The organism is Hymenobacter sp. DG25A, from assembly GCF_001280305.1.
GTDB lineage: Bacteria > Bacteroidota > Bacteroidia > Cytophagales > Hymenobacteraceae > Hymenobacter.
On record NZ_CP012623.1, the window covers coordinates 3,074,296 to 3,098,458 of the forward strand.

A 24,163-nucleotide genomic window follows, 5' to 3' on the forward strand; every position below is an offset into this window, starting at 1 on the left:
CAGGTCCTTGTTGGGCATTCGCGCTGCCGGCCAGCATCAGCCCAAAAGCTAATAGCGGAACAGCGAGTGAAGGTCGGGAAAGCATGGTCAATCAGCTTGTGTGTGCCGACTGCTTACCTAACTATGTGCCAGAGCCAGCCCAACCAGATTTTTTGCTCCAAAAACGCCTTTTATAGACGTAGAAGAGGCTTTTATTTTTTTCAAAGCTGATTTCGAACCTAATTATCCCAGGCACGTTTTTCTCATATATCAGGATTTCCTATAAATACATTCCTGATATATGAGGATTAAAGACCCGAACTCATGATTGCCGAAGACGAATCCCTGCTGCTTTACCTCAACGAAGCCATTGCCACCACCCGGGATAAGGACTCACTTTTTCAGATTGTAACCGAAAAGCTGCGCCTTATTTTCCCTTTTGATATGATTGCCGTAGTCACCCTGGACCCCGGCCTGCAGCACAAGCGGATTTTCCTGCGGCAGTATTTCAATGAATCTTCCGGGGAGGAGGCGGACCTGCTGCCCCGCGACCGGCCCCAGCGCACCCCCGTGGCGGGCTCGCCGGTTGAATTAATGCTGCAAAACCCCGTGGTGCAGGTGATGGACATAGCCCAGGCCAGCAGAACTTACCCTGACTCCACTGCTTTTCAGCGCATGCTCACCAATGGCATGCACTACCTCACGGTGGTTCCCCTGCGCACCGCGGGTACCCTGATAGGCTTTATGGCCCTGGCGGCTCGCCGCCACCCGGAACTGCCGCCCGCTGATCGGGACCTGATGGAAAAAATCGGCAGCCTGGTGGCCAGCGCTATTTCCAACACGCTGGCATTTGAAGAAGTAGCCCAGCGCGAGCGGGAAAAGTCGCTGCAGCTGGCCGTGAATAACGTGCTGCTCAGCATCAAGGAACGGGAACCGCTGTTTAAAGCAGTAGTACAGGAGCTGAGCCAGGTGGTGCCGTTCCAGTATTTTGGCATTCGGGTGCAGCGCAATGGCGAGCCGCTGAAGGCGTTTGCGGAGTTTTCCCGCCCGGCGGAAAAGGCGCCGTTTCAGGCGCTGGACCCAGACCGTGGCCCCAACCTGGAAGAGCGGGAGCGAATGCACCAGCAGGTGGCCCACCTGTGGCTTAAGCCCGCCATCTATACCAACCAAGAGTTTGATGCGCTGGCCCGCCGCTACCCGCTTATGCGGCAGGTGCGGGAGCAGCACAATACCCGTGCCCTGCTGATAGCTCCCATCTGGAACCGCCCCGACGGCGCGGCCGTGCTCTCCCTGGCCGACTCCCGCCCCGACGCCTTCCGGCAGGAGGACCTGGACGTGGTGCTGAGTCTGGTACCTCAGATTGCGCTGGCCCTGGAAAACTTGTTTGCCTTTGAGCAGATTGAGGCGCTGCGCACCCAGGTGGAGCAGGAGCGCACCTACCTGATCGACGAAATCAACACCACCACCAACTTTGAGGAAGTCATCGGCAACAGCCCCGTGATGCAGGCCGTGCTCAGGCGCGTGGCCCAGGTGGCCCCCACCGATACCACCGTGCTCATTACCGGCGAAACGGGCACGGGCAAAGAGCTGATTGCCCGGGCCCTGCACCACCTTTCCCCCCGCCACGAGCGGGCGCTTATTAAGCTGAACTGCGCCGCCCTGCCGGCCCAGCTTATCGAAAGCGAGCTTTTCGGGCACGAAAAAGGCTCCTTTACCGGCGCTACCGACCGGCGCATGGGCAAGTTTGAGCTGGCCGATGGCGGCACTATTTTCCTGGATGAGGTAGGCGAGCTGCCCCTGGATTTGCAGGCCAAGCTGCTGCGGGTGCTGCAGGAAAAGGAGTTTGAGCGCATTGGCGGGCAACGGGTAATTCACAGCAATGCCCGCGTAATTGCCGCCACCAACCGCGTGCTGGAAGACGAGGTAGCCGCCGGCCGCTTCCGCGCCGATTTGTACTACCGCCTGAACGTGTTTCCGGTACGTCTGCCCGCCCTGCGCGAGCGGCCCGAGGATATTGAGCCCCTCGCCCGCTACTTTCTGGAACGCTTCACCAAGCAGATGGGCCGCCCGGTACGGGGCCTGCGCGAGCGGGATTTGCAGGCGCTGCGGGCATACTCCTGGCCCGGCAATATCCGGGAGCTGGAGCACGTACTGGAGCAGGCCGTGATTGTAAGCCAGGGACCATTTCTGGAGTTTGCCGGCTTCTCTGCCACGGCCGCCCAGGCCAGTCCTGCTCTGCCCGATTTTTCTTCACCCCTGCTTACGTTGAAGGAGCAGGAGCGGCAGCATATTCTGGCGGCGCTGCAGCTTACCGGTGGCCGCGTAAGCGGGCCCAACGGCGCGGCCGTGTTGCTCGATATCAACCCCAAAACCCTGGAAGCCCGCATGAAAAAGCTGGGCATCCGGCGCACGGTGGTGGCAGGAGAATAGAAAGAACCCGTGGCTACTGATTACTGATTCATACTTCCTTCAGCCGTCATGCTGAGTGCCGCCGAAGCATCTCGCTAGTGTGGTATACTACCACAACCTCATCACGCGAGATGTCTCGATCCTGGCTTGATGCGCCACATGCTCGACATTACATTCTTTTTCCCAACAGAGTCAGCACGCGAGAGGCTTCGGCGGCACTCAGCATGACGGCTGACAACAAAAACAGAAGGCCGCTCCGACTAACGTCAGAACGGCCTTCTGTTTTACTTAGCTTGAAGAATCAGTGCCTTACTTAGCGGCCTGAATCTCAGCAATTGCCTTTTCAGCCACTGCCTGGTTAGCAGCTGCGTTGGGCTTGCCGGCCTGCTCCTTTACAGCGGCCTGGATCATACCCATAACGGGCTGATCTACTCCGTACTTCTTGTACTTCACGGCCAGCTCTTTCAGACGGTCTACGTCTTCGGCAAAAGCCTTCGGGTCATCGAGGCGCGCCAGCATAGAGCCCATGCCTTCGAAGTAAGAGAACTTACCATTGGTGTTGGCAGCGTCGAACTTATCGCGCACGTAGTTCCACTGGCTTGCTCCGCCTGCTTTGCCATATACGCCTACCACGGCCTGGCTCAGTGCGCTCTGATCGGTGCTTTCCAGCGTCTGGGCCTTGCTAAGGGCTGCTTTGGGGTTTACGGTAGCCAGGGCCTGCAGCGCCGCTGCCTGCACCACGTACGACTCGCTGGTATTCAGCTGCTTGGTGAAGAGCTTCTCATCCTTCTTATCCTTCATCTTGGCCAGGGCGGAGAGCATGAGAGCCAGGGTGTGCGGATCTTTCTCCATTGCAGCGCGCTTGCGCAGAGCCGGGGCAGCTGCTTTAGCTACGGCTTTGTCTTCCATCTTCAGGCGCTCGGCCACTACCATGCGCAGGTTGTTGAACTTGTCGTTCAGGCCGGCCAGCAACAGGGTGCGAGCGGCGGCATCGGTAGTTTGCTTGGCGTCGGCGGCCAGCAGGGCTTCGCGGCGGGCTACATATAGCGGGGCGTGGGCGTACTGGTACACATACTCCGTGAGGGGCTTGTTATCCGTCTGCTGCCATACCAGGGTCTTTTCGGCGTCTACATCCACCAGCATAGGCTTGGCAGCCAGGGGCATCGAGAAGGTCTGGGTAGCCTCGGTCATCATTACGCGCTGGCGCTGGGGCTTGCCATTCACCCAATAATCAATGGCGAAGGGCAGCTGGAAGATCTGACCGGGCTGGTTCTGCTTCACGGTTACGGACTGCACTTTTTTGGCAGCATCCCAGGCATAATCAATAGTTACCACAGGGTGGCCGGTGCCGTAGTACCACTGGTTGTAGAACCAGTTCAGGTCTTTGCCCGAAACGGCTTCCATGGCCAGGCGCATCTGGTGGGCCTCACCGTTGCCCAGGGCATTATCCTTCAGGTATTTCTGCAGGCCGGCAAAAAACACGTCGTCGCCGAGGTAGGTGCGCAGCATGTCCAGAATAGCACCGCCTTTCTGGTAGCTCACCAGGTCAAACATGTCTTCCTTATCGGCATAGTGGAAGCGCACTAAGGGCTTCATGGCATCCTGGGGGCTGCGCAGATAGTTGCGCAGGTTGCGGTGGTTATGGGAGTCACCGGCATCGGCGCCGTACTTATGCTCGGCGTAGAGGCCTTCGGAGAAGTCGGCCATCGACTCGTTTACCGTCAGGTTGCTCCAGCTTTCGGCCGTCACGTAGTCGCCGAACCACTGGTGAAACAGCTCGTGGGCAATTACCGATTCGTTCTGGTATTCGCGGTCCAGCAGCTCCTTGTCGGTCATCTGCACAAACTCGCCGTGCAGGGTGGCCGAGGTGTTTTCCATGGCGCCGCTCACGTAGTCGCGCACCACAATCTGGGCGTATTTATTCCAGGGATACTCTACGCCCAGGCGGGTGGAGAAGAACTCCAGCATATCGGGCGTGTTGCCGAAAATCTGCTTGGCGAAGGGTGCATACTTGGGTTCCAGGTAGTAGCTCACCTCTTTGCCGCGCCAGGTGTCTTTGTAGATTTTGAAGTCGCCCACGGCCATCATAAACAGATATGGGGCGTGGGGCATGTCCATTTTCCAAGTATCGGTGCGCAGGCCGGCGCCGGCAGGTTTCTGGCTCACCAGCGCGCCGTTGCTCAGCGTGACGTACTTGCTGGGCACCGTCATGCTGATTTCCGAGGTGGTTTTCTGGTTGGGCCGGTCGATGGTAGGAAACCAGGCCGAAGAAGCTTCCGTCTCACCCTGCGTCCAGATCTGCACGGGTTTGCCCTTCACGGCGCTGTCGGGGTTAATGAAGTACAGGCCTTTGGCATCCGAAATAGCCTCGCTGCCCTTGGCTTTCAGCTCGTCGGGCTTGGCGGTGTACTCAATATATACCGTGTAGCTGGTGCCGGGCGCCATGGCTTTACCCAGGCTGATATGCAGGTTGCTGCTATCGGCGTAGCTGTATTTCAGCGGCTGCAGCTGCTCGCCATTCACCAGGGATACGGTTTTGATATCCATGCCTTTGGCATCGAGGCGCAGCGAGTCGGTGGTGTAGGCGTGGGGCTTCAGGGTAATCCATTCCTTGCCGTAGAGGTAGCGCTTGGCATAGTCAAAACGCACATCGAGCTTGGTATGCACCAGGTCGTTGGTTTTGGTAGCCGAGGCCCGGTAGGGCAGCTGCGGCGCAGCAGCCGGCGCGGCCGGAGTTTGCGCCATGGCAACGGCACTCAGCAGACAGGCCGCAGCAGTAAAGATTGTTCTCATGTGAAAAAAATGGAAAGGGAAGGGAGAATAGTCGGGGAAGTCAAATGGTTTACTCCGGCGCGCAGAGCAGTTTATGGAATAGAGCTCCAGGTATCCGCAAGCACATCGAGCCTTAAAAACTGCATAAAAGTAGTGGTATATTCTAATTAGTGATGCTTAACTACAAACGATGTTCCCAGGCGTTTCCAGCCGGGCAGCATCAGGCTGCCATAGCAGCGGCCAGCCTAACGCGATTGCAGAAAGCCAAATGTATTCATCAGTAATATGTTAAACAAGGTACTATGCAAAAAAATAATCTACCTCGGCGAAGAGAAATAACGAGTTACCTCCCGTAAAGGGAAAGCAGTTCTACCGCCCCGATGTACCGCCAAATCGGTTTTGCGCGTACATTTAGCCGAATGCCCGAACTGTTTCCTCTCACCCGCCAACACGTACTGCGCGCCCTCCGCCAGATTGAGCGCGAAGGCCAGCGCCTGCCGCCCAGCACCGTGTACGACCTGGTGTACCGCGGCCGGCGCTATCCACCCCGCGCCGTGGCACAGCTGGCCTACCGCCTAGCGACCCAGCAGCCGCAGGCGGCGTGGCCCCTTCCCAGCGGCGCGGCTACCAACCGCCTGCTGGAGCAACTCGATTTCACCATTGCCGCCAAGCGCCCCACCCTGGCCAACTCCCCACTAGACAGCGACGTGGCCGAACAGGAGCGGCTGGAAGATTTGTACACCGGCCGCCCCACCCGCAAAGCCCCGCCGCATCCTTCCACTGCTGCCATAGCAGCCGAGCCCACCGCGCCCTACGAAACCCCGGCCACCTACACCCGGGCCCAGGCCCTGGCCGAGCTTTTTATCAGCGAAGAGGAGCTGGATGCTGCCCTAGCCGGCCTGCAGCGCCGCAAGAACCTGCTGCTGCAGGGCCCGCCTGGTACCGGCAAAACCTTCCTGGCTCAGCGGCTGGCCTGGCTCCTGCTGGGTGCCACCGATGCCGCCCGCACGGAGCTGGTGCAGTTTCACCCCAGCTACAGCTACGAGGACTTTGTACAGGGTTTCCGCCCCGATGCCGCCGGCACGTTCCGCCTCACGGACGGGGTATTGCCGGACGTCTGCCGCCAGGCCGCCACAGACCCCACCCGGCCGTATTTTCTGCTGATTGACGAGCTGAACCGCGGCAACGTAAGCCGTATTTTCGGCGAGCTGCTGCTCTTGCTGGAAGCGGACAAGCGCGGTCCCGCCCACGCCGTGCGCCTCCCCTACACCCCAGTTGATGCCCCGCACTTCTTCGTGCCGGAAAACCTCTACGTCATCGGCACCATGAACACCGCCGACCGTAGCCTAGCCCCCCTGGACTATGCCCTGCGGCGGCGGTTTGCCTTTGTGAATCTGGAGCCGGAGTTTGGGCCTCCCCTGCAGGAGTTTCTGGCCGGGCAGGGCGTGCCGGCCGCCATTATCCAGCGCCTCACTGCCCGCCTCACGGAACTCAACCAAACCATTGCCGACGACCCCGACCTGGGTCCCGATTTCCGCATTGGCCACAGCTACTTCTGCCACCCGCCCCAGAAAGTAAGCGAAGCAGAAGCCTGGCTGCACCTGATTCTGACCCAGGAAATAGCGCCGCTGCTCACGGAATACTGGCTGGACCAGCCCGCCAAAGCCACCGCACAAATCAAACGCCTGCTGGGCAGCTAACCAGTTATGTCGGCGGCCGTGATTCCCATTCAGAACCTCTACTACCTGCTCTGCTACGCCTGGAACCGCCTGCCAGAGCCGGGCGAGCTGCAGACGGTGGAGGCAGCCGAATTTCACCGGCCGGTAGAGCTGCTCACGCGCCTGCTGCTCACGGCCCTGCGCCGACAGCTGAAACAAGGTCTGCGCCAGACTTATACTGAGCGGGAAGAGGAGCTGCCGGAACTGCGCGGGCGGGTGCTACTGGCCCCTACCCTTTTGCGCAATCTGTTGCCCCGCGGCCGGGCCGTGTGTGCTTATGATGAGCTGGGCTATAACACGCCGCTGAATGGCTTACTGCTGGGTACGCTGCAACAGCTGGGCCGCTCCCGCCAGTTGCCCGCCGCGCTGCGCCACGAAGTACGCCTGGTGCTGGGCCGTTTTCCGGCGGGAGTAGCGGCGCTGCCGCTCAGCAGCCACACCCTGCATCTGGTGCGCCGCCAGCAGCACACCGGCCCTGAGCGGTTTCTGCTTCATATCTGTGAATTGCTGCACGCCAGCGCCCTGCCCGAGCCGGATACTGAGGGTGCTTTTCGCTTCCGGGACTTCCGCCGCGACGAGGTGCTGATGGCGCGGCTGTTTGAGCAGTTTGTACGCAACTTCTATCGGCTGGAGCAGCGCCGCTACCGGGTACTATCGGAAACCATTCAGTGGCAGGCCGCCGCCGAGCGGGCCGAAGACCTGGCCCTGCTGCCCGCCATGATTACCGATACCACCCTGGAAGCGCCCGACCGGAAGCTCATCCTGGATACCAAGTATTACGCAGCCGCGCTGCGCACGCGCTACAACCAGCAGCGCCTCATTGCCCCTCACCTCTACCAGCTCTACGCCTACCTGCAGAATCAGCCTAATCTGCCTGGGCAGCAGCTGGAAGGTATTCTGCTGTATCCGGCCACCACGCGCACTGTAGATCTGCGTTACACGCTGGGCGGTTTTCCAGTGCGGGTAGCTACCCTGGACCTGGCCCAGCCTTGGGCGGGCATTGCCGCTGATCTGCTGGCGCTGATTGCCTGAATCCGTGGTTCAAGCCGATTTTGGGGACGGCTCCAGTCGGTAGAAGTGGATGGAGACGCAACCTATTACTTATCAACAGCTAGCATCTAAAAATCAACCGAAAAGCTTCGCCGCTGGTGAGGCTGTTGGCGGGAAAGAATCGTCTCTGAAATCCGTGGACTCCACAAAATCCGCCTGAATCCGTGGTTTAGAATTTCGGCACTAGATGATATATCATCTCATGTGTGCTATTTTCCAACCGGCAAGCAGCCTTCGATTTCCAGGCGGCGTCCTTCCGCCACGTTTTACGTTGTGGTTCACCCTCTCTTTTCTCCCTATCTCCTAACACTTCTACGCTTTTGAAACGACGTGATTTTGTAGGTGTGACCGGTCTGGCAGCCGGTGCCCTGTTCCTGCCCAGCCTGCCCGGTTTTGGCGGTACCGCCGTGGACCCCGACCGTTTGCTGGAAGCCATTGATCCTGCCCTGAAAAAGCGCTTGGCCGATGCCGCCCTGAATGCCGCCAAATCAGCCGGCGCCACATACGCCGATGTGCGCATTGGCCGCTACCTGAACCAATATGTTTTCACCCGCGAAAAACAGGTGCAGAACATTACCAGCACCGAAAGCTTTGGCGCCGGTGTACGTGTAATTGTGGATGGTACCTGGGGTTTTGCCGCTACCAACACGGTAACCGAAGCCGGAATTGCCAATGCCGCTAAAATGGCTGCACAAATTGCCAAGGCCAACGCCAAGGTGCAGAAAGCCAAAGTGCAGCTTGCTCCCCAGAAAGGCTACGGCGAAGTAACCTGGAAAGCGCCCATCGAAAAGAATGCCTTTGAGGTACCGGTAAAAGACAAGGTAGACCTGTTGCTGGCTGCTAACGCCAAGGCCCTGGACAACGGCGCTACCTACGTCAACTCGGCCCTGTTTCAGGTGAATGAGCAGAAGTATTTTGCTTCGACGGACGGTTCCTACATCGACCAGGACATTCACCGTATCTGGCCCACCTTCACCGTGACGGCCATTGACCGTACCTCGGGCAAGTTCCGCTCCCGCGAGGCGCTCAGCTCTCCTATGGGTATGGGCTACGAGTACATGATTCCGAAAGCCCAGGACAAGATTGCCGGCCCCGCCGGCACCGGTCTGGTTGGCTATAAGAAGAGCTACGACATGCTGGAAGATGCTACGCTGGCCGCCAAGCAGGCCAGGGAGAAGCTCACCGCCAAGTCGGTTACGCCGGGCAAATACGACCTGGTACTGGACCCCAATCACCTGGGTTTGACCATTCACGAATCTGTGGGTCACGCCACTGAGCTGGACCGCGTGCTGGGCTACGAAGCCAACTACGCCGGCACTTCCTTCGCTACGCTGGAGTGGAAAAAATCCGGCAAGCCTTACGGCTCCAAAATCGTCAACATTGTGGCCGATAAGCTGCAGCCCGGCTCGCTAGGTGCGGTGGGGTACGACGACGAAGGCGTGAAGACCAAGGAGTGGGATATCATCAAGGAAGGTAAGCTGGTAGACTACCAGAAAATTCGCGACCAGGCGGCCATGGTGGGTCAGAATGAGTCGGATGGGTGCTGCTACGCGCAGTCCTGGCAGGATGTGCAGTTCCAGCGCATGGCCAACATCAGCTTGAAGCCCGGCAAAGAAAAGATGAGCGTGGACGACATGATTAAGAACGTGGACAAGGGCATTTACATAGCCGGCCGCGGGTCTTTCTCCATTGATCAGCAGCGCTACAATTTCCAGTTTGGAGGCACGGCCTACTACGCCATTGAGAAAGGCAAAATTGCCGGTATGCTGGAAGACGTGGCCTATCAGTCGAACACCCAGGAATTCTGGAACAGCTGCTCGGCCATCTGCGACGAGTCGGACTACCGCTTGTTCGGCTCCTTCTTCGATGGCAAAGGCCAGCCGCCGCAGGTGTCGGCCGTGAGCCACGGCTCCAGCACCACGCGCTTCAATGGCGTGAACGTCATCAACACGGCCCGCAAAATCGGCTAAACCTGCCGGTCCTGTTTTGCGCAGTCGAACCCTTATTTCAAAAGACATCCATTTTCATGGCAATCCTTTCTCAAGAAGAATCCCAGGCCATCCTGAAAAAAGTACTGAGCTTCAGCACCGCCGATGAGTGCGAGGCCACGCTCACGGGCAACATTGGCGGCAACGTGCGCTCGGCGCGCAATGCCATCAGCACCAGCGGCGCCGATGACAACGTAGCCCTTGCCGTAGAATCCCGCTTCGGCAAGAAGTCGGGCACAGCCACCTGCAATCAGTTTGATGATGCCACGCTGCGCCAATGCGTGAAGCGGGCCGAAGAAATTGCGCGCCTGGCCCCGGAAAACCCCGAGTACATGCCTATGTTGGGGCCGCAACAGTACCTGACGTCGCCTTCGTCATATGCGGCCAGCACGGCCGGCATCAACCCCGATTTCCGGGCCAAACAGGTAGCGGCCGGTATGGCGCTGTGCGATGAGCGCAAGCTTTCCTCCGCCGCATTTTTGGTTGACTCGGCCGGCTTTGTGGCCCGCCGCAACAACAAAGGGCTGGAGGCTTATCAGCAGCAAACCGGCCTGGAGTACAGCGTAACGGTGCGCACACCCGATGGCACCGGCTCCGGCTACGCCACTGCGGACTATAACGACTCCAGCAAATTTGACGCGGCCCGCCTGACAAAAATTGCGGCCGATAAAGCCTCCATGTCGCGCAATGCTAAGGCCATTGAGCCCGGCAAGTACACCGTGATTCTGGAGCCCGCCGCTCTGGTAGCCAACAGCGACGCCTCGCTGCTGAATGCGCTGATGAGTGCCATGGACGCCCGCAACGCCGACGAAGGCCGCTCGTTCCTGAGCAAAAAAGGCGGCGGAAATAAGAAGGGCGAGAAGCTCTTCGATGAGCGGGTAACCATCTACTCCGACCCCACCAACGCCGAAATTCCGGACCTGACTTTCGCCGGCGACGGCCGCCCGCAGAAGAAGGTAACCTGGGTGGAGAAGGGTGTGGTGAAGAACCTGTACAGTTCCCGCTTCTGGGCCCAGAAATCGGGTATTCCGGACCTGCCCTCGCCCGGTGGCTGGATTATGGAAGGCGGCACCCAAAGCGTGGAAGACATGATCAAGGGCACGGCCAAAGGCATTCTGGTCACGCGCCTGTGGTACATCCGCCCGGTAGACCCGCAAACTCTGCTGTACACCGGCCTCACCCGCGACGGAACCTTCTACATTGAGAACGGGAAGATTAAATTCCCCATCAAGAACATGCGCTTCAATGAGTCGCCCATTATCATGCTCAATAACCTGGAAGCCCTGGGCAAACCCGTGCGGGTAGGCGGCAATCTGGTGCCCCCGCTGAAAATCCGGGACTTCACCTTCACCAGCCTTTCTGACGCCGTGTAATAACTGTCAGCCCAATGGCGGCCAGAAGCAGGGGCAACCTTTTTCTGGCCGCCGTTGGGTAGGCGGGTCCTACTTCACTCCCTACCTGTACTCCTTTGAAAAGACGTGATTTTGTGGGCATAACCGGTCTGGCGACTGGCGCCTTGTTTCTGCCCAGCCTGCCCGGCTTTGCCGGCGCACTCGTCAGCCCCGAGCAACTGCTGGAGGGTGGCCTTGATGTAGCCGTGAAAAAGCGCCTGGCCGACGCCGCCCTGAACGCGGCGAAAGCCGCCGGCGCCACCTATACCGATGTGCGCATTGGCCGCTACCTCAACCAGGGCATTTTCACCCGCGAAAAGCAGGTGCAGAACATCCTCAGCTCGGAGAGCTTTGGGGCCGGCGTGCGCGTAATTGCCAACGGCACCTGGGGCTTTGCATCTACCAATACCGTAACGGAAGCCGGCCTGGCTAAAGCGGCCCAGCTGGCGGTGCAGATTGCCAAGGCCAATGCCAAAGTACAGAAGGAGCAGGTGCGGCTGGCGCCCCAGAAAGGCTACGGCGAGGTGAGCTGGAAAGCACCCATCAAGCAAAACGCTTTTGAAGTACCCGTAAAAGATAAAGTAGACCTGCTGCTGGCGGCCAACGCCAAAGCCCTGGAAAACGGCGCGAGCTTCGTGAATTCGGTGCTGTTTCAGGTGAACGAGCAGAAGTACTTTGCCTCCACGGATGGCTCCTACATCGACCAGGATATTCACCGCATTTACCCCACGTTTGGGGTAACGGTGGTCGACCGTACCTCGGGTAAGTTTCGCAGTCGGCAGGCGCTGAGCTCCCCCATGGGCATGGGCTACGAGTACCTCACGCCCAAGGCCGAGGATAAAGTAGCTGGCCCCCAGGGCTCCGATGTAGTGGGCTACAAGTACAGCTACGACATGCTGGAAGATGCCGCCCGCGCCGCCAAGCAGGCCAAGGAAAAGCTCAGCTGCAAATCCGTAACACCTGGCAAGTACGACCTGGTGCTGGACCCGCACCACCTGGGCCTGACCATTCACGAATCCGTTGGCCACCCGTTGGAGCTGGACCGCGTGCTGGGCTACGAGGCCAACTACGCGGGCACCTCCTTCGCTACGCTGGAATGGAAAAAGCTGGGCAAGCCCTACGGCTCCAAGCAGGTGAACATTGTAGCTGATAAGCTGCAGCCCGGCTCGCTGGGCGCGGTGGGGTACGATGATGAAGGCGTGAAAACCAAGGAGTGGAACCTGATCAAGGAAGGCACGCTGGTGGACTATGAAAAAATCCGGGACCAGGCGCACATGGTTGGCCAGAACGAGTCTGACGGGTGCTGCTATGCGCAGTCCTGGAAAGACGTGCAGTTCCAGCGCATGCCGAACGTGAGCCTGAAGCCGGGAGCTGCCAAGCTCAGTGTGGACGACATGGTGAAGAACGTGGATAAAGGCATTTACATAGCCGGCAACGGGTCCTTCTCCATTGACCAGCAGCGCTACAACTTCCAGTTTGGCGGACAGGTGTTTTATGCCATTGAGAAAGGCAAAATCACGGGCATGCTGGAGGATGTGGCCTATCAGTCGAACACCCAGGAATTCTGGAACAGCTGCTCGGCCGTTTGCGACCAGTCGGACTACCGGTTTGCGGGCTTCTTCAACGATGGCAAGGGCCAGCCCAGCCAAAGCTCGGCCGTGAGCCACGGCTCCAGCACCACGCGCTTCAATGGTGTAAACGTCATCAACACGGCCCGCAAAATTGGGTAAGCACCCGCTGGTTTATCTTCTCCACCCTTCTGCTTTCCTCCGATGCCTATCCTTTCCCAAGAAGAGTCTCAGGCTATCCTGAAAAAAGTACTCAGCTTCTCGCAGGCTGATGAGTGCGCGGGCACGCTGCAGGGCCGCCTCAGCGGCAACATCCGCTACGCCCGCAACAACGTGAGCACCGCGGGCATGTCCGATAACGTGTCGTTGGTTGTGGAAGCGCGCTTCGGCAAGAAATCCGGCGTGGCTACCTGCAACCAGTTTGATGACGCCACGCTGCGCCAGTGCGTGAAGCGGGCCGAGGAAATTGCGCGCCTGGCGCCCGAAGACCCGGAATACGTGCCCATGCTAGGGCCGCAGCAGTACCTCACGCCGGCCACGTTTGTCCCCGCCACGGCGGCCATTACGCCGGATATGCGGGCGCAGGCGGCCGGCGACAGTATTGCCCTTTGCGAAAGCCGCAAGCTTACGTCAGCCGGTTTTCTGGAAGATGCGTCTTCGTTTCAGGCCCTGCGCAACAGCAAAGGACTGGAAGCCTACCAGCAGTTCACCAACATTGACTACAGCGTAACAGTGCGCACAGCCGACGGCAAAGGCTCCGGCTATGCCGTGGCCGACTTTGCCGATGTGAAGAGCTTCGATGCCAAGGCCCTCACCAAGCGTGCCGCTGATAAAGCCGCGACTTCGGTGAATGCCCGCGCCATTGAGCCCGGCAAGTACACCGTGATTCTGGAGCCGGCCGCTCTGGTATCGGATGAAGGGCTTTTGAACCGCCTGGTGTATGCCCTGGACGCCCGCGAAGCCGACGAAGGCCGCTCGTTTCTGAGCAAAAAAGGCGGCGGCAACAAAACCGGCGAGAAGCTCTTCGATGACCGCATCAGCATCTACACTGACCCGCAGAACGCCACGGCGCCGGGTGGAGTGTTTGATAACGAGGGGCTACCTGTGAAGCGCATGCCCTGGATTGAAAAGGGCGTGGTGAAAAACCTGTACTACACCCGCTTCTGGGCTCAGAAAAACAAGGTAGAGCCCAGCGCATTCGCCGGCAACTTTGTGATGAGCGGCGGCACCCAGAGCCTGGAGGAAATGATTAAGGGCACCGCCAAAGGTATTCTGGTCACGCGCCTGTGGTATATCCGCGACGTGGACCCACAAACCCTGCTGGTCACCGGCCTCACGCGGGATGGCACGTTCTACATTGAGAACGGGAAGATCAAATTCCCCATCAAAAACATGCGCTTCAACGAAAGCCCGGTGATTATGCTCAACAACGTGGAAGCCCTGGGCAAACCCGTGCGCTTGGGCGGCAACGTTATACCGCCCCTGAAAATCCGGGACTTCACGTTCACCAGCTTGTCGGACGCGGTGTAGCAGCAGCTAAAAACTACTGCTACTAACAACACTATTAAAAATACAGCTGTCATCCTGAGCAAAGCGAAGGACCTTGTCATGTTAGCACGAGTCGTGGTTACGATTATCGTTCAGACGTGATAAGGTCCTTCGCTTTGCTCAGGATGACAGCTGTTTTATTTTATTACAGACAACTATTTATTGCAGACAACTACTCCTACTTGCCCCCCAGCTGAAACGCTAGATAGGCCTGCACCACGCGGTTTTTGAGGTGCGGATCATCGGGGCTGCGCACGTCTTTGTAGTCAGCAATATCGGTGAGGCCCGCGTTGAAACGGCCGCCGGCGCGCAGGCCGGCCAGCAGCTCCAGCTCGGCGCCCACGCACAGACTGAAATCCTGCTTTTTGTACTGGTCGTTTACCTGGTGGCTTACGCTGCCGTAGGTTTCCATCTGGGTGGCGGGGTCGTAGCTCACCAGCACGGTACCGGCCTGTTTGGCTGTGAGCAGCATCCCAAACTGCGGCCCGGCCTGCAGGTGCAGGCGGCTGATTTTGAGGTCGAGCAGGATGGGCAGGTTCAGATAGTGCAGCTTGGTTTCGTAGTCTTCTTGGGCGGCTTTAAAGTCAGCCCCCTGCAGGGAGTAAAGCAGCTCCGGCCGGATGGAAAGCGCGCCTACCAGATTGTAAGTGTAGAACAGGCCGGCGTGATAGGTATAGTTGTACTCCGTTTTCTGGCTGATTTGCTCCCCATCGAGTACGGCAGCATTCAGGCCGCCTTTCAGGCCTATTTGAGCGGAAGCCGCGCCGCCCACCAACAGGCCGGCCAGCAGCAGGATAAGTTTTTTCATAGCAGTTGCAAGGGGTAAAATGGTGCGGAAGTAACTTGGCAGAAGAATAGAACCACGGTGTGCTGGCATAAACGTGCCACACGGAAGCAGATTGCGGCGCTATTTCGCTTTTTTTCACCTTTTGCCCAAGCCTCTAAGCCACCTTTGTGGGCTCGGTGTTGTCTTTGCCGCACGTATTCGCCCCGCTATGCCCGCCCCGTTCACCTTCGTACGCCTCAGCTACCACTCCGGCGACTGGGATGCCGTGGACGAACGGATGCCCGCCAACCTGCTGCACTCCCTGGTGGAGTACACCAAAGTGCCCATTGCCGCGAAGGAAAAAGTAGTGGCCCTGGACTCTGAGGAGCTGTTTCGCTACCCGTTCTGCTACCTTTCCGGCCACCGGCTGGTGCAGTTCTCAGAGCAGGAGAAAAAGAACTTCACGCAGTATGTGCGCGGCGGCGGGTTTGTGTTTGTCGATGACTGCAACCACGATATCGACGGGCTTTTTGCGCGCTCTTTTGAGGAGCAGATGCGCCAGTGTTTCGGGGCCGGGGCGCTGCGCAAAATCCCGAACACGCACCCGCTCTACTTCCAGTTTTTCAAATTTAAGGAAGGTCCGCCGCCTACCGCTTTCGAGCTCAACGGCTGGGGCGACGACCTGGTGCACGACTACCTGAAAGGCATCGAAATAAACGGCCGCCTGGGCGTGCTCTATTCCAACAAAGACTACGGCTGCGAGTGGGACTACGACTTCCGCAACAAGCGCTTCCTGGCCGAAGACAACACCAAGTTTGGGGTCAATATTTTACTGTATGCTCTAACTGTGTAACCCAGGACCAGGTCGAAGCATTTGGCCGGGCAATAATTAAGAGAAACAAAACGTCAGCATGCGAGATACCTCGGTCTGACATACTGAATTTTATGACTGAACAAGAACTCCGCCTGCTGCTTGCCAAACTCGCCCCACTCCGTCAGGAAATTGGCAAGGTCATCGTGGGCCAGCAGCAGGTGCTGGACGAAGTCCTGGTAGCCCTGCTGGCGGGCGGGCACGCGCTGCTGGAAGGCGTGCCGGGTCTGGCCAAAACGCTGCTGGTGCGCACCCTGGCCGCCGCTACGGATCTGCCTTTTCGCCGCATACAGTTTACCCCGGATCTGATGCCCACCGATATTCTGGGCACCGAGGTGCTGGAAGAGGACCACGGTACCGGGCACCGGTCCTTCAAATTCAACGAAGGCCCCATTTTCGCCAGCCTGGTTTTGGCGGATGAAATCAACCGCACGCCGCCCAAAACCCAGGCGGCGCTGCTGGAAGCCATGCAGGAAGGCCACGTCACCTACGCCGGGCAGGAACACGCGCTGCCCCAGCCGTTTTTCCTGCTGGCCACCCAGAACCCCATTGAGCAGAGCGGCACCTACCCGCTGCCGGAAGCCCAGCTCGACCGTTTTCTACTCTACATCCGCATGGGCTACCCTTCGGAGCAGGAAGAGCTGGCCGTCCTCAGCGGCACCACCGGCACCCACCGGGCCGAGGTGAACTCCGTGCTCAGCGGCCCCGATATCCGGCAGCTGCAGGAGCTGGTGCGGCAGGTGAGCATGAGTCCGGAGCTGCTCGATTTTGTGAACCGCCTGGTGCGCGCCACCCGGCCCACTACCTCCACGGTGCCTTTCATCCAGCAATACGGCCGCTGGGGCGCGGGGCCGCGGGCCGGGCAGGCGCTTATTCTATGCGCTAAAGCCCGGGCCCTGTTGCAGGGTCGGTTTGCGGCCACGCCGGATGATGTGCACACGCTGGCCCCGGCCGTGCTGCGCCACCGCGTGCTGCTGAACTTCAACGCCGAAGCCGAGAATATTACTCCGGATGATGCGGTAGTGGAGCTGTTGAAAGCGGTGAAGCTTTAATTGCTGCTTGATTAAAATAGTCCGTCATGCAGAGGCGGAGCCGAAGCATCTCGCGTGCGGATGTTGCCACAGTAATCAAACGACCACGAGCGGGATGCTTCGGCTCCGCTCAGCATGACACTCTTCCTCTCAACCTTTAGTCATCCTCAACTAACTCCTAACTCATGCTTTCCCCCGAACTCCTGCACTCGCTGAAAAACCTGCCGCTGGCTGCCCGGCAGGCTGCGGAGGAGTTTATGCACGGGCAGCATGAAAGCCGGCAGCGGGGCTCGGGGCTGGAGTTCAGCCAGTACCGCCCCTACCAGCCCGGCGACGACCTGCGCCGCCTGGACTGGCGCCTGGCTGCCCGCTCCGACCGTTACTACATCCGCGAATCGGAGGTGGAAGCCAGCCTCACGGTGCATCTGCTGCTGGATGCCACCGCCAGCATGAACCACCGCGACGACAACGGCCTGACCAAGCTGGACTACGCCCGGCTGGTGCTGGCCGCCCTGGCCTACCTGGCCCAGCAGCAGGGCGACGCCGTGGCCCTCACCATTCTGCACCCGGCCGGGCTGCAGCACATTCCGGCCCGCAACGATACCCGCCAGCTGGCGCGCATTTTTCACGCTCTGGAGCAAACCACCGCCCAGGGTCAGTTTCCCGAGCCCCCGGCCCTGGCATCTTTGGCCTCCACGCGCCGGCGCAGCCTGACCATCTGCGTCAGCGACTTATATGAGGCCGAAGGCGAAATCATGGACCTGCTGGTGCGTCTGCGGGCCGCTACCGGCGAGGTTTTGCTTTTGCACCTGCTGGCCCACAACGAGCAGCACTTTACTTTCCGCGGCTCCCTGACCATGGAAGACCTGGAAACCGGCCGCACCCTTCAGCTGGATGCCGACCAGCAGCGCGCCACCTGGCAGCAGAACCTAACCGCCTGGCTGCGCGACACGGCCTCTGATGCCCGCCGCCAGGGCTTCGATTATCACCTGCTGACGACCAACGAGCCGCTGACCCGGGCCATGCGCGAGTTTCTGCACCGCCGCCGGTTTTTGCTGCGCTAACTATTTTTCACCCGCATACTTTCTCCTCTTTGTTTAAGCTGCTTTCTCCTTCCGCATTACTGGCTTTGGGTGCCCTGGCGGTACCTCTGGCCATTTATTTGTGGAACCGGAGGCCCGGCCGCACGGTGCAGGTAGGCAGTTTGCGGTGGCTGGAAGCCGGGGCTAACCGCCGGTTGCGCCGACTTAGTCCGGAACAGCTGCTGTTGTTTTTGCTGCGCGTAGCGGTGCTGGCCCTGCTGTCCCTGGCGCTGGCCGGCCCGGTTTGGCAACGCCCGGCCCAGCCGTTGCGGGGTCCCGTACTCATCAGCCCGGAGCTACTGACCTCTCGGGGCGTGGAGGCCGTGCGCCCGCAGATAGATTCGCTCCGCCGCCAAGGGCATTCGTTGCGGCTGCTGCAGCGCGGCTTTCCAGTAGTGCCCGCTGCCGCCTGGCTGCGGCCAGATTCGGCGTACCCGGCCAGCCCAAAACCGCAACCCGTAGAGAACCTGTGGGCACGTCTGCAGCAGGCCACCGATTCCTTTTCCCAGGGCCGCCTGTGGGCATTTACTTCCGCAAGGCTCCGGAATTTTCAGGGCAGCCGCCCTGCGCTGTCCCGGCGCCTGGCCTGGACCGCCGTTCCCCTGGATGACTCTGCCACCTGGGTGCAGGCGGCTTTTCGTCCCTCCCCTACTACCCTTACCCTGGTGTTGGGCCGCAGCGCGGAAAACCGCACCACCTTTCGCATCATCACGCGGCTGGTATCTTCCCAGCCCATCGCCGTGCCGGGTCTAGGCAACTGGCAGTATCAGGCTTCTGCCGACCGCGCCCTGCTGGTTTCCGCCACCGATACCATTCCCGTCCGGACGGACGCCTGGCGCGTGTGGGTGCAAGCAACCCCAGCCTACGCCGAAGAAGCCCGCCACGTGCGCGCCGCCCTGCGGGCCGCATCCTTGGGCGTAGCCATGCCCCTACAGCTAATAGTTTCCGCTGATGCGCCCCCCGCCGCCAAGCCGCTGGACTGGGTTTTCTGGCTAACGGAGGCGCCGCTGCCGGCCCAACTGAAAGCCCGCATGGCTACCGGTCTGAACATTTGGCAGGTAGCAGGCGGCTCGGGCAAGCCGGTCGCAGCGCATTTTGCTCCTGTTCCGGAAGGTCCGATGGTCCGTGTTCAGCGGCGGGGCGGGGCTGTAGCCTCCAACCGCGCACTTACCTTATGGGCTGATGCCACTGGGCAGCCGCTGCTTACTTATACCCCTGTCCAAAAAGGCGGACAGTATCAGTTGCACACCCGTTTTCAGGCCGGTTGGAGTGAGTTAGGGGAAACCGCAGAACTGCCGGCCCTGCTTTTGCCGCTGCTGTACCCCAAACCAGCGCTGCATCCCGCGCACGATTTCCGCACGCTGCCACATTCGCTTTTACAGCGCTTTAAAGATATTCCCCCAGCAACGCAACCCGTTGTGAAAAGCCCGGTTGCGCTGGATTTGCGGGTTTGGTGGATACTGGCGGCAGGGATTTTATGGGCTATTGAGCGGCTGGTAGCGTCCCGGCAGGCACGGGTACCGGTTGTTAATGCATCTGCCGTATGAGGGTAACGGAAAACCAAACGTTGGCAACACCGCATCTGCTCTTGCAGCAGGTAGCCTACCAGCAGGCGCGGCAGCAAACCGTGCGGGCACTTCTGCCGGCTTTGGCGGGGCTGCTGGTGCTGCTAATGGCCTGGCAGCGCGGAACCGACTGGCATACGCCCACGCTGATTCTGGGCTTTTTGGGGCTTGCCTTGCTCCTGTGGCAGGTCTTCCGGCTTTGGCAGCCTGATTTAGCCCATACTGCTCGCCAGCTCAACCGCCTGTATCCTGAGTTAGAGGACAGCGCCGGCCTGCTGCTGCGCCAACCCGATGAACTAGGCTTGTTGGAGAGCCTGCAGCAGCAGCACGTTATCAACCGTCTCGCCATCAACCGTCTCGCCGTGCTTTCTGCTGACCAGCGGACATTGCTGCCCATCAATTGGCGCCCCACCTTACTTCTGACCGTGGGCTTGTTGCTGCTGGCCGCCGGATTAAATATTTGGAAATCAAGCCCATCGTTTCGTTCTGATGCAACTCCGGCCCTGGCCATCCGGTTTCCTGAAAGCCCCGCTGCCGGAGGCCAGCCCGCTGCCCCGCGCCTGCTGGATACCCGCGTCCTGATCAGCCCGCCGGCCTACACCCGGCAAGCTGCTTTTGCCGCTCAGCAGCCTTCCTTCCGCTGCCCGGAAGGGTCTGTGGTACGCTGGACCGTGCGCGTGAGCCGGGCCGCCAAGCAGCCGCCCCAACTGATTCTGGGCAAGCAAACCCTCCCGTTCCGCCCCGTAGCCGGACAGGCTAATACCTTCACCGCGCAGGCTACGCTTACCTCATCGGTGCTCTACCATCTGCGCTTTGCGGGGCAGAATTCCGATGACTACGCCATCAACGTACAGCCCGACCAGGCCCCTACGGTGCGCATTCAGACGCCGAAGCCCTATACCCTGGTGGAGTTTGGCATGAAGCCGCAGGTGCCGGTGCGCGTGCTGCTGCAGGATGATTACGGCCTGACCCGGGCCCGCCTGGTGGCTACCGTGGCCCAGGGCCAGGGCGAGGCCGTGAAGTTTAGGGAAGTAGCTACGGAGCTGAGCGGCAGCCTGCGTGGCCAGCCGGTGCAGGCTACCCTGGCGCACCTGCTGCGTCTCCCCCAACTGGGCCTCACCTACGGCGACGAAGTATATTTCTACGTGCAGACCTGGGACAACCACCAGCGCACTGCCCGCTCCGACAGCTACCTGGTGCAGTGGGAAGACACCACCGTGGACGATTCCGGCACCGACATGGCTCTGGGCGTAAATGTGGTACCAGCTTATTTCCGCAGCCAGCGCCAAATCATTATTGATACCGAAAAGCTGCTGGCCGAAAAGCGCGGCCTTTCTGAAGCTGCGCTGCTGGAGCGCTCCAACACTATCGGCTACGACCAGAAAGTATTGCGGCTGCGCTACGGCCAGTTTATGGGCGAGGAATTCTCCGAAAGCATTGGCGACGCTGCGGTGCTGTCGGACTCTGCCATCGTAGCGGAAAAGCATGAGGGGCCCGATGAGCACGAGCATCACGATGAAAAAGCCGCAACAGTGACGTCAGAAGCCGATGCGACTCGGTTGATGGAACCCTACGTGCATGCCCACGATGACGCGGAAACGGCAGATTTTCTGGAACCCGCGGTGAAAGCCAAGCTAAGTATTGTACTCAGTCAGATGTGGGAGGCCGAACTGCGGCTGCGCACAGGCCAGCCTGCCGCCGCTCTGCCCTTCGAATACAAAGCCCTGCGCCTGCTAAAGCAAGTGCAGCAGCAAACCCGGGCCTACGTGAAAAAATCGGGCTTTGAGCCACCGGTTTTCCCCGAGGCCACCCTGCGCCTGACCGGGGAGTTGGGCAATGCTTCGGGAACTGCCATACGGCGGGCCGTTCCGGCCCCGGCCTCGCCCCGGAAAACCGCGCGGGCGGCCCTGTCCGTTGTGCAGCGCCTGCAGCAGGGCGCCACTCCTGCCGCTACCGATGCACTGGTGCTGGAGCAGGCCGGGCAGGCCCTGGCCCAGGAGGCCTTAAATAAGCCCGGCACTTATCTAGGGGCCTTGCGGGAGCTGCGCAGCCTCACGGGCCGGCTCCGGGCCAAACAGCCGCCCTGCCGCAGCTGCCTGCTGGTGATAGAGCGCGCCCTGCTCCGCCTGCTGCCCACTCCCCCTCCGGCGCCCGTCCGGCAGCCGGGCCCCGACCGGCTTTCCCAACGTTATTTCCAGGAGCTTCGCTAGCCGTATGACTTTCTATCTCCCTACGGTTGTGCTCCCCGCCTTTTGTGTGCTCCTGGCCCTTGGCATGACGGTAGCAGCCATCCGCCGCCCTAACCGGCACTGGCTGGCGGGGCGCATCGTGGCCGGCTGGCTGGCTTGTGCGGGCCTCTGGGCTATGGCGCAGCCGCCTACTCACACCATTCGGCAGGCGGCAGGCACGGCCATCCTGCTCACCCCCGGCTACCAGCCCGATTCTCTCCGGCAGCTGCTCCAAAAGCTAGGGCCAGCCACTCCGGTCTATCGGTACGGGAAAGTAGCGGGCGACACGCCTGCCGTGCGGCAGGTAGCAGCCCTGTTTGAGAGACAGCCGCCCTTGCACCGCCTGCATATTCTGGGAAACGGCCTGCCGCCCGCCGAAGCCGATGCACTGCCAGTCAACCGGCTGGTTATTCATCCGCCAGCTGTGCTTCCCGGCATTCAGAACGCTGGCTGGCCTCATCAGCTGACCGCGGGCCAGCTTTTTTGGGTGGAAGGCCGTCTGGCTAAATCGGCGGGCGCCTCTTGGGTTATTCTGCGGGTGGCGGGGGTGCCCCAGGACTCTGTGCGCTTGAGCCCGGGCAACGCGGCCTTCCGGCTCCAGGCGATTCCCCGCACCACCGGGCCGGCCGTATTTGAGCTGGTGCTGCGGCAAAATCAGAACATAATAGCCGTAGAGCCCCTACCGGTGGAGGTGCTTCCCGCGCAGCCGCTACGGGTGCTGCTGCTCAGTAGCGCCCCTTCATTCGAATTCAAGTTCCTTAAAAACCACCTGGCCGCGCGCCGGCACGCTGTGGGCCTGCGGGTGGGCGTGAGCCGGAATATCGTGCAGACGGAGGTGGTGAATCAGACGGCCCACGCCCTGGCTTCGCTCAACAACCCGCTTCTCTCTCGCTACGATATAGTGGTGGCCGATGCAGGCATTCTGCCCACGCTTTCGGCGGCGGAAGTGAGCAGCCTGCGGGCGGCTGTGCAGCAGCAGGGTCTAGGATTGATAGTGCTGGCGGAAGGTCAGCAGCTACCGACTGCCATGCCCGGTCGGGCAGGCTTTACATTGCGGCCGGTAGCGGCTACCGAGCCTCGTGGGCTGCGCTGGCCGGCCATGCCGGCTGGCAGGCCCACGGCAACGGTTACGGCCACGCTGCAGCTTCCGGCCAGCTCTTATGTTTTGGTTTCTGATCAGCAACAACGGGCGGTAGCGGCGCGCCACCGGGTAGGCCTGGGACAGGTGGTGGTATCTACCGTGCCGGAAACCTTCAGCTGGCTGCTGCAAAACACCCCCGCCATTTATGATGCTTACTGGAGCTTGCTCTTAACGGCGGCAGCCCGCCCGCAGCCCGCAGCAGCCTCCTGGAAATCACAGCCGTACTGGCCCCGCCCCAACCAGCCGCTTACGCTGCAGCTTTCTGCTACGGGCTTCCCGGCCGCGCCGCCGGTGGTCCGCGCGCCGAGTGGGACTACAGCCCCGCTGGCGTTGGAGCAGGACCCACGCCTGCCCGAATGGAGCACAGCCACATATTGGCCCGCCACGGCGGGGTGGCATCAGGTGCAGCTGGCCCGGCAACCGCCGCACTGGGTATATGTGTACCACGACTCCGTTTGGCAAGGTCCGCAGCGGCTGGCGTGGCAGCAGCGGCTGGCAATGCAGCCTACCCTGCAGCCGGGTAGCAGCCCCGACGCTTATGCCCGGGAAGTGGCTTGGCCCCGCTGGTGGTTTTTTATTCTTTTTGTAGCAGCCGCCGGCTTTATGTGGCTGGAAGAGAAACTATAAACCCACACCGGCCGGCCGGCCCGGGCTTCGCCTAAAACTTTATAGGCCTGGCTGCGGTACAGCAGGAATATCTTCGCCAAAAGGATAAAAAAAACGGCCCGAACACCCTTGCGGGCATTCGGGCCGGGAGAGTCAGAAGTTAGCGGCTTACGCTGCCAGCCTCTAACGCTGCAATTACTTGGTCTCTTCGGTCGTGGTAGTCGTGGTGGTAGCGGCAGGAGCAGCAGCAGCCGTCGTGTCGGTAGTAACCGTGGTCGACTCCGTAGTAACGGTAGAGTCAGTGGTAGCAGGAGCAGTAGCTTCTACGTTGGTGGTTTCGGTGGTCTCAGTGGTTTTAGACTCGCAAGAGGTCAGGCCAGCAGCGAACAGAACGGCAACAGCAGAAACTTTGAGCAGATTCTTCATTTTGGTGTTAGGTTTGAAAATTAA

The 24,163-nt window shown here is 60.2% G+C and carries 16 protein-coding genes; 13 read left to right on the top strand and 3 right to left on the bottom strand.

Annotated features, from left to right (window positions below; genetic code table 11):
* Nucleotides 1-303 precede the first annotated feature (303 nt).
* Complete coding sequence (locus AM218_RS13165; RefSeq protein WP_054414314.1) at nucleotides 304-2,409, top strand: sigma-54-dependent Fis family transcriptional regulator; 2,106 nt, start codon at nucleotides 304-306, stop codon at nucleotides 2,407-2,409.
* Between the two features lie 288 nt (nucleotides 2,410-2,697).
* Here the strand turns inward: AM218_RS13165 and AM218_RS13170 are convergent, their stop codons facing one another.
* On the bottom strand, nucleotides 2,698-5,181 hold the full coding sequence (locus AM218_RS13170) for a M1 family metallopeptidase (protein ID WP_054414315.1): 2,484 nt from the start codon (nucleotides 5,179-5,181) through the stop codon (nucleotides 2,698-2,700).
* A gap of 398 nt (nucleotides 5,182-5,579) precedes the next feature.
* On the opposite strand from AM218_RS13170, the gene AM218_RS16845 reads away from it, so the two are divergent.
* The 6 genes from AM218_RS16845 (at nucleotide 5,580) to AM218_RS13200 (ending at nucleotide 14,405) form a co-directional block, all read left to right on the top strand.
* Nucleotides 5,580-6,860, top strand: coding sequence for an AAA family ATPase (locus tag AM218_RS16845; RefSeq protein ID WP_054414316.1), 1,281 nt, complete (start codon nucleotides 5,580-5,582; stop codon nucleotides 6,858-6,860).
* A 6-nt stretch (nucleotides 6,861-6,866) separates the two neighbouring features.
* Nucleotides 6,867-7,910, top strand: coding sequence for a 5-methylcytosine restriction system specificity protein McrC (locus tag AM218_RS13180; RefSeq protein ID WP_054414317.1), 1,044 nt, complete (start codon nucleotides 6,867-6,869; stop codon nucleotides 7,908-7,910).
* Nucleotides 7,911-8,248: 338 nt separating this feature from the next.
* Complete coding sequence (locus tag AM218_RS13185; RefSeq protein WP_054414318.1) at nucleotides 8,249-9,898, top strand: TldD/PmbA family protein; 1,650 nt, start codon at nucleotides 8,249-8,251, stop codon at nucleotides 9,896-9,898.
* A 56-nt stretch (nucleotides 9,899-9,954) separates the two neighbouring features.
* A complete protein-coding gene (locus AM218_RS13190) occupies nucleotides 9,955-11,289 on the top strand; it encodes a TldD/PmbA family protein (RefSeq protein ID WP_054414319.1) in 1,335 nt (444 codons plus the stop codon).
* Nucleotides 11,290-11,384: 95 nt separating this feature from the next.
* Nucleotides 11,385-13,037 (top strand): TldD/PmbA family protein, encoded by a 1,653-nt coding sequence (locus AM218_RS13195; protein WP_054414320.1) that lies wholly within the window; start codon nucleotides 11,385-11,387, stop codon nucleotides 13,035-13,037.
* A gap of 42 nt (nucleotides 13,038-13,079) precedes the next feature.
* The gene (locus tag AM218_RS13200) at nucleotides 13,080-14,405 is read left to right on the top strand and encodes a TldD/PmbA family protein (RefSeq protein WP_054414321.1); all 1,326 of its coding nucleotides are present in this window, start codon (nucleotides 13,080-13,082) and stop codon (nucleotides 14,403-14,405) included.
* A gap of 196 nt (nucleotides 14,406-14,601) precedes the next feature.
* Here the strand turns inward: AM218_RS13200 and AM218_RS13205 are convergent, their stop codons facing one another.
* Nucleotides 14,602-15,231: a porin family protein gene (locus AM218_RS13205; RefSeq protein ID WP_054414322.1), complete on the bottom strand. Its 630-nt coding sequence runs from the start codon at nucleotides 15,229-15,231 to the stop codon at nucleotides 14,602-14,604.
* Between the two features lie 187 nt (nucleotides 15,232-15,418).
* On the opposite strand from AM218_RS13205, the gene AM218_RS13210 reads away from it, so the two are divergent.
* The 6 genes from AM218_RS13210 to AM218_RS13235 all read left to right on the top strand — a co-directional run bounded on the left by AM218_RS13210 (nucleotide 15,419) and on the right by AM218_RS13235 (nucleotide 23,734).
* Nucleotides 15,419-16,042 (top strand): DUF4159 domain-containing protein, encoded by a 624-nt coding sequence (locus AM218_RS13210; RefSeq protein ID WP_044511213.1) that lies wholly within the window; start codon nucleotides 15,419-15,421, stop codon nucleotides 16,040-16,042.
* Nucleotides 16,043-16,134: 92 nt separating this feature from the next.
* Nucleotides 16,135-17,112, top strand: coding sequence for an AAA family ATPase (locus AM218_RS13215; protein WP_054414323.1), 978 nt, complete (start codon nucleotides 16,135-16,137; stop codon nucleotides 17,110-17,112).
* 164 nt (nucleotides 17,113-17,276) lie between these two features.
* A complete protein-coding gene (locus tag AM218_RS13220) occupies nucleotides 17,277-18,155 on the top strand; it encodes a DUF58 domain-containing protein (RefSeq protein WP_054414324.1) in 879 nt (292 codons plus the stop codon).
* 29 nt (nucleotides 18,156-18,184) lie between these two features.
* Nucleotides 18,185-19,720, top strand: coding sequence for a BatA domain-containing protein (locus tag AM218_RS13225; RefSeq protein WP_054414325.1), 1,536 nt, complete (start codon nucleotides 18,185-18,187; stop codon nucleotides 19,718-19,720).
* 20 nt (nucleotides 19,721-19,740) lie between these two features.
* Nucleotides 19,741-21,948, top strand: a complete 2,208-nt coding sequence (locus tag AM218_RS13230) for a DUF4175 family protein (protein ID WP_197273972.1) — start codon at nucleotides 19,741-19,743, stop codon at nucleotides 21,946-21,948.
* Between the two features lie 4 nt (nucleotides 21,949-21,952).
* Nucleotides 21,953-23,734 (top strand): hypothetical protein, encoded by a 1,782-nt coding sequence (locus tag AM218_RS13235; protein WP_054414327.1) that lies wholly within the window; start codon nucleotides 21,953-21,955, stop codon nucleotides 23,732-23,734.
* Nucleotides 23,735-23,908: 174 nt separating this feature from the next.
* Here the strand turns inward: AM218_RS13235 and AM218_RS13240 are convergent, their stop codons facing one another.
* Entirely contained in the window at nucleotides 23,909-24,139 is a 231-nt protein-coding gene (locus tag AM218_RS13240) for a hypothetical protein (protein WP_054414328.1), read from the bottom strand.
* Nucleotides 24,140-24,163 lie beyond the last annotated feature (24 nt).

What these genes read in the sequence shown, in the direction of transcription:
- AM218_RS13235 (WP_054414327.1), top strand. Translation starts at nt 21,953, where the DNA reads ATGACTTTCTATCTCCCTACGGTTGTGCTCCCCGCCTTTTGTGTGCTC.
- AM218_RS13165 (WP_054414314.1), top strand. Translation starts at nt 304, where the DNA reads ATGATTGCCGAAGACGAATCCCTGCTGCTTTACCTCAACGAAGCCATT.
- AM218_RS13205 (WP_054414322.1), bottom strand. Translation starts at nt 15,231, where the DNA reads ATGAAAAAACTTATCCTGCTGCTGGCCGGCCTGTTGGTGGGCGGCGCG.
- AM218_RS13220 (WP_054414324.1), top strand. Translation starts at nt 17,277, where the DNA reads ATGCTTTCCCCCGAACTCCTGCACTCGCTGAAAAACCTGCCGCTGGCT.
- AM218_RS13200 (WP_054414321.1), top strand. Translation starts at nt 13,080, where the DNA reads ATGCCTATCCTTTCCCAAGAAGAGTCTCAGGCTATCCTGAAAAAAGTA.
- AM218_RS13170 (WP_054414315.1), bottom strand. Translation starts at nt 5,181, where the DNA reads ATGAGAACAATCTTTACTGCTGCGGCCTGTCTGCTGAGTGCCGTTGCC.
- AM218_RS13240 (WP_054414328.1), bottom strand. Translation starts at nt 24,139, where the DNA reads ATGAAGAATCTGCTCAAAGTTTCTGCTGTTGCCGTTCTGTTCGCTGCT.
- AM218_RS13210 (WP_044511213.1), top strand. Translation starts at nt 15,419, where the DNA reads ATGCCCGCCCCGTTCACCTTCGTACGCCTCAGCTACCACTCCGGCGAC.
- AM218_RS13215 (WP_054414323.1), top strand. Translation starts at nt 16,135, where the DNA reads ATGACTGAACAAGAACTCCGCCTGCTGCTTGCCAAACTCGCCCCACTC.
- AM218_RS16845 (WP_054414316.1), top strand. Translation starts at nt 5,580, where the DNA reads ATGCCCGAACTGTTTCCTCTCACCCGCCAACACGTACTGCGCGCCCTC.
- AM218_RS13190 (WP_054414319.1), top strand. Translation starts at nt 9,955, where the DNA reads ATGGCAATCCTTTCTCAAGAAGAATCCCAGGCCATCCTGAAAAAAGTA.
- AM218_RS13180 (WP_054414317.1), top strand. Translation starts at nt 6,867, where the DNA reads ATGTCGGCGGCCGTGATTCCCATTCAGAACCTCTACTACCTGCTCTGC.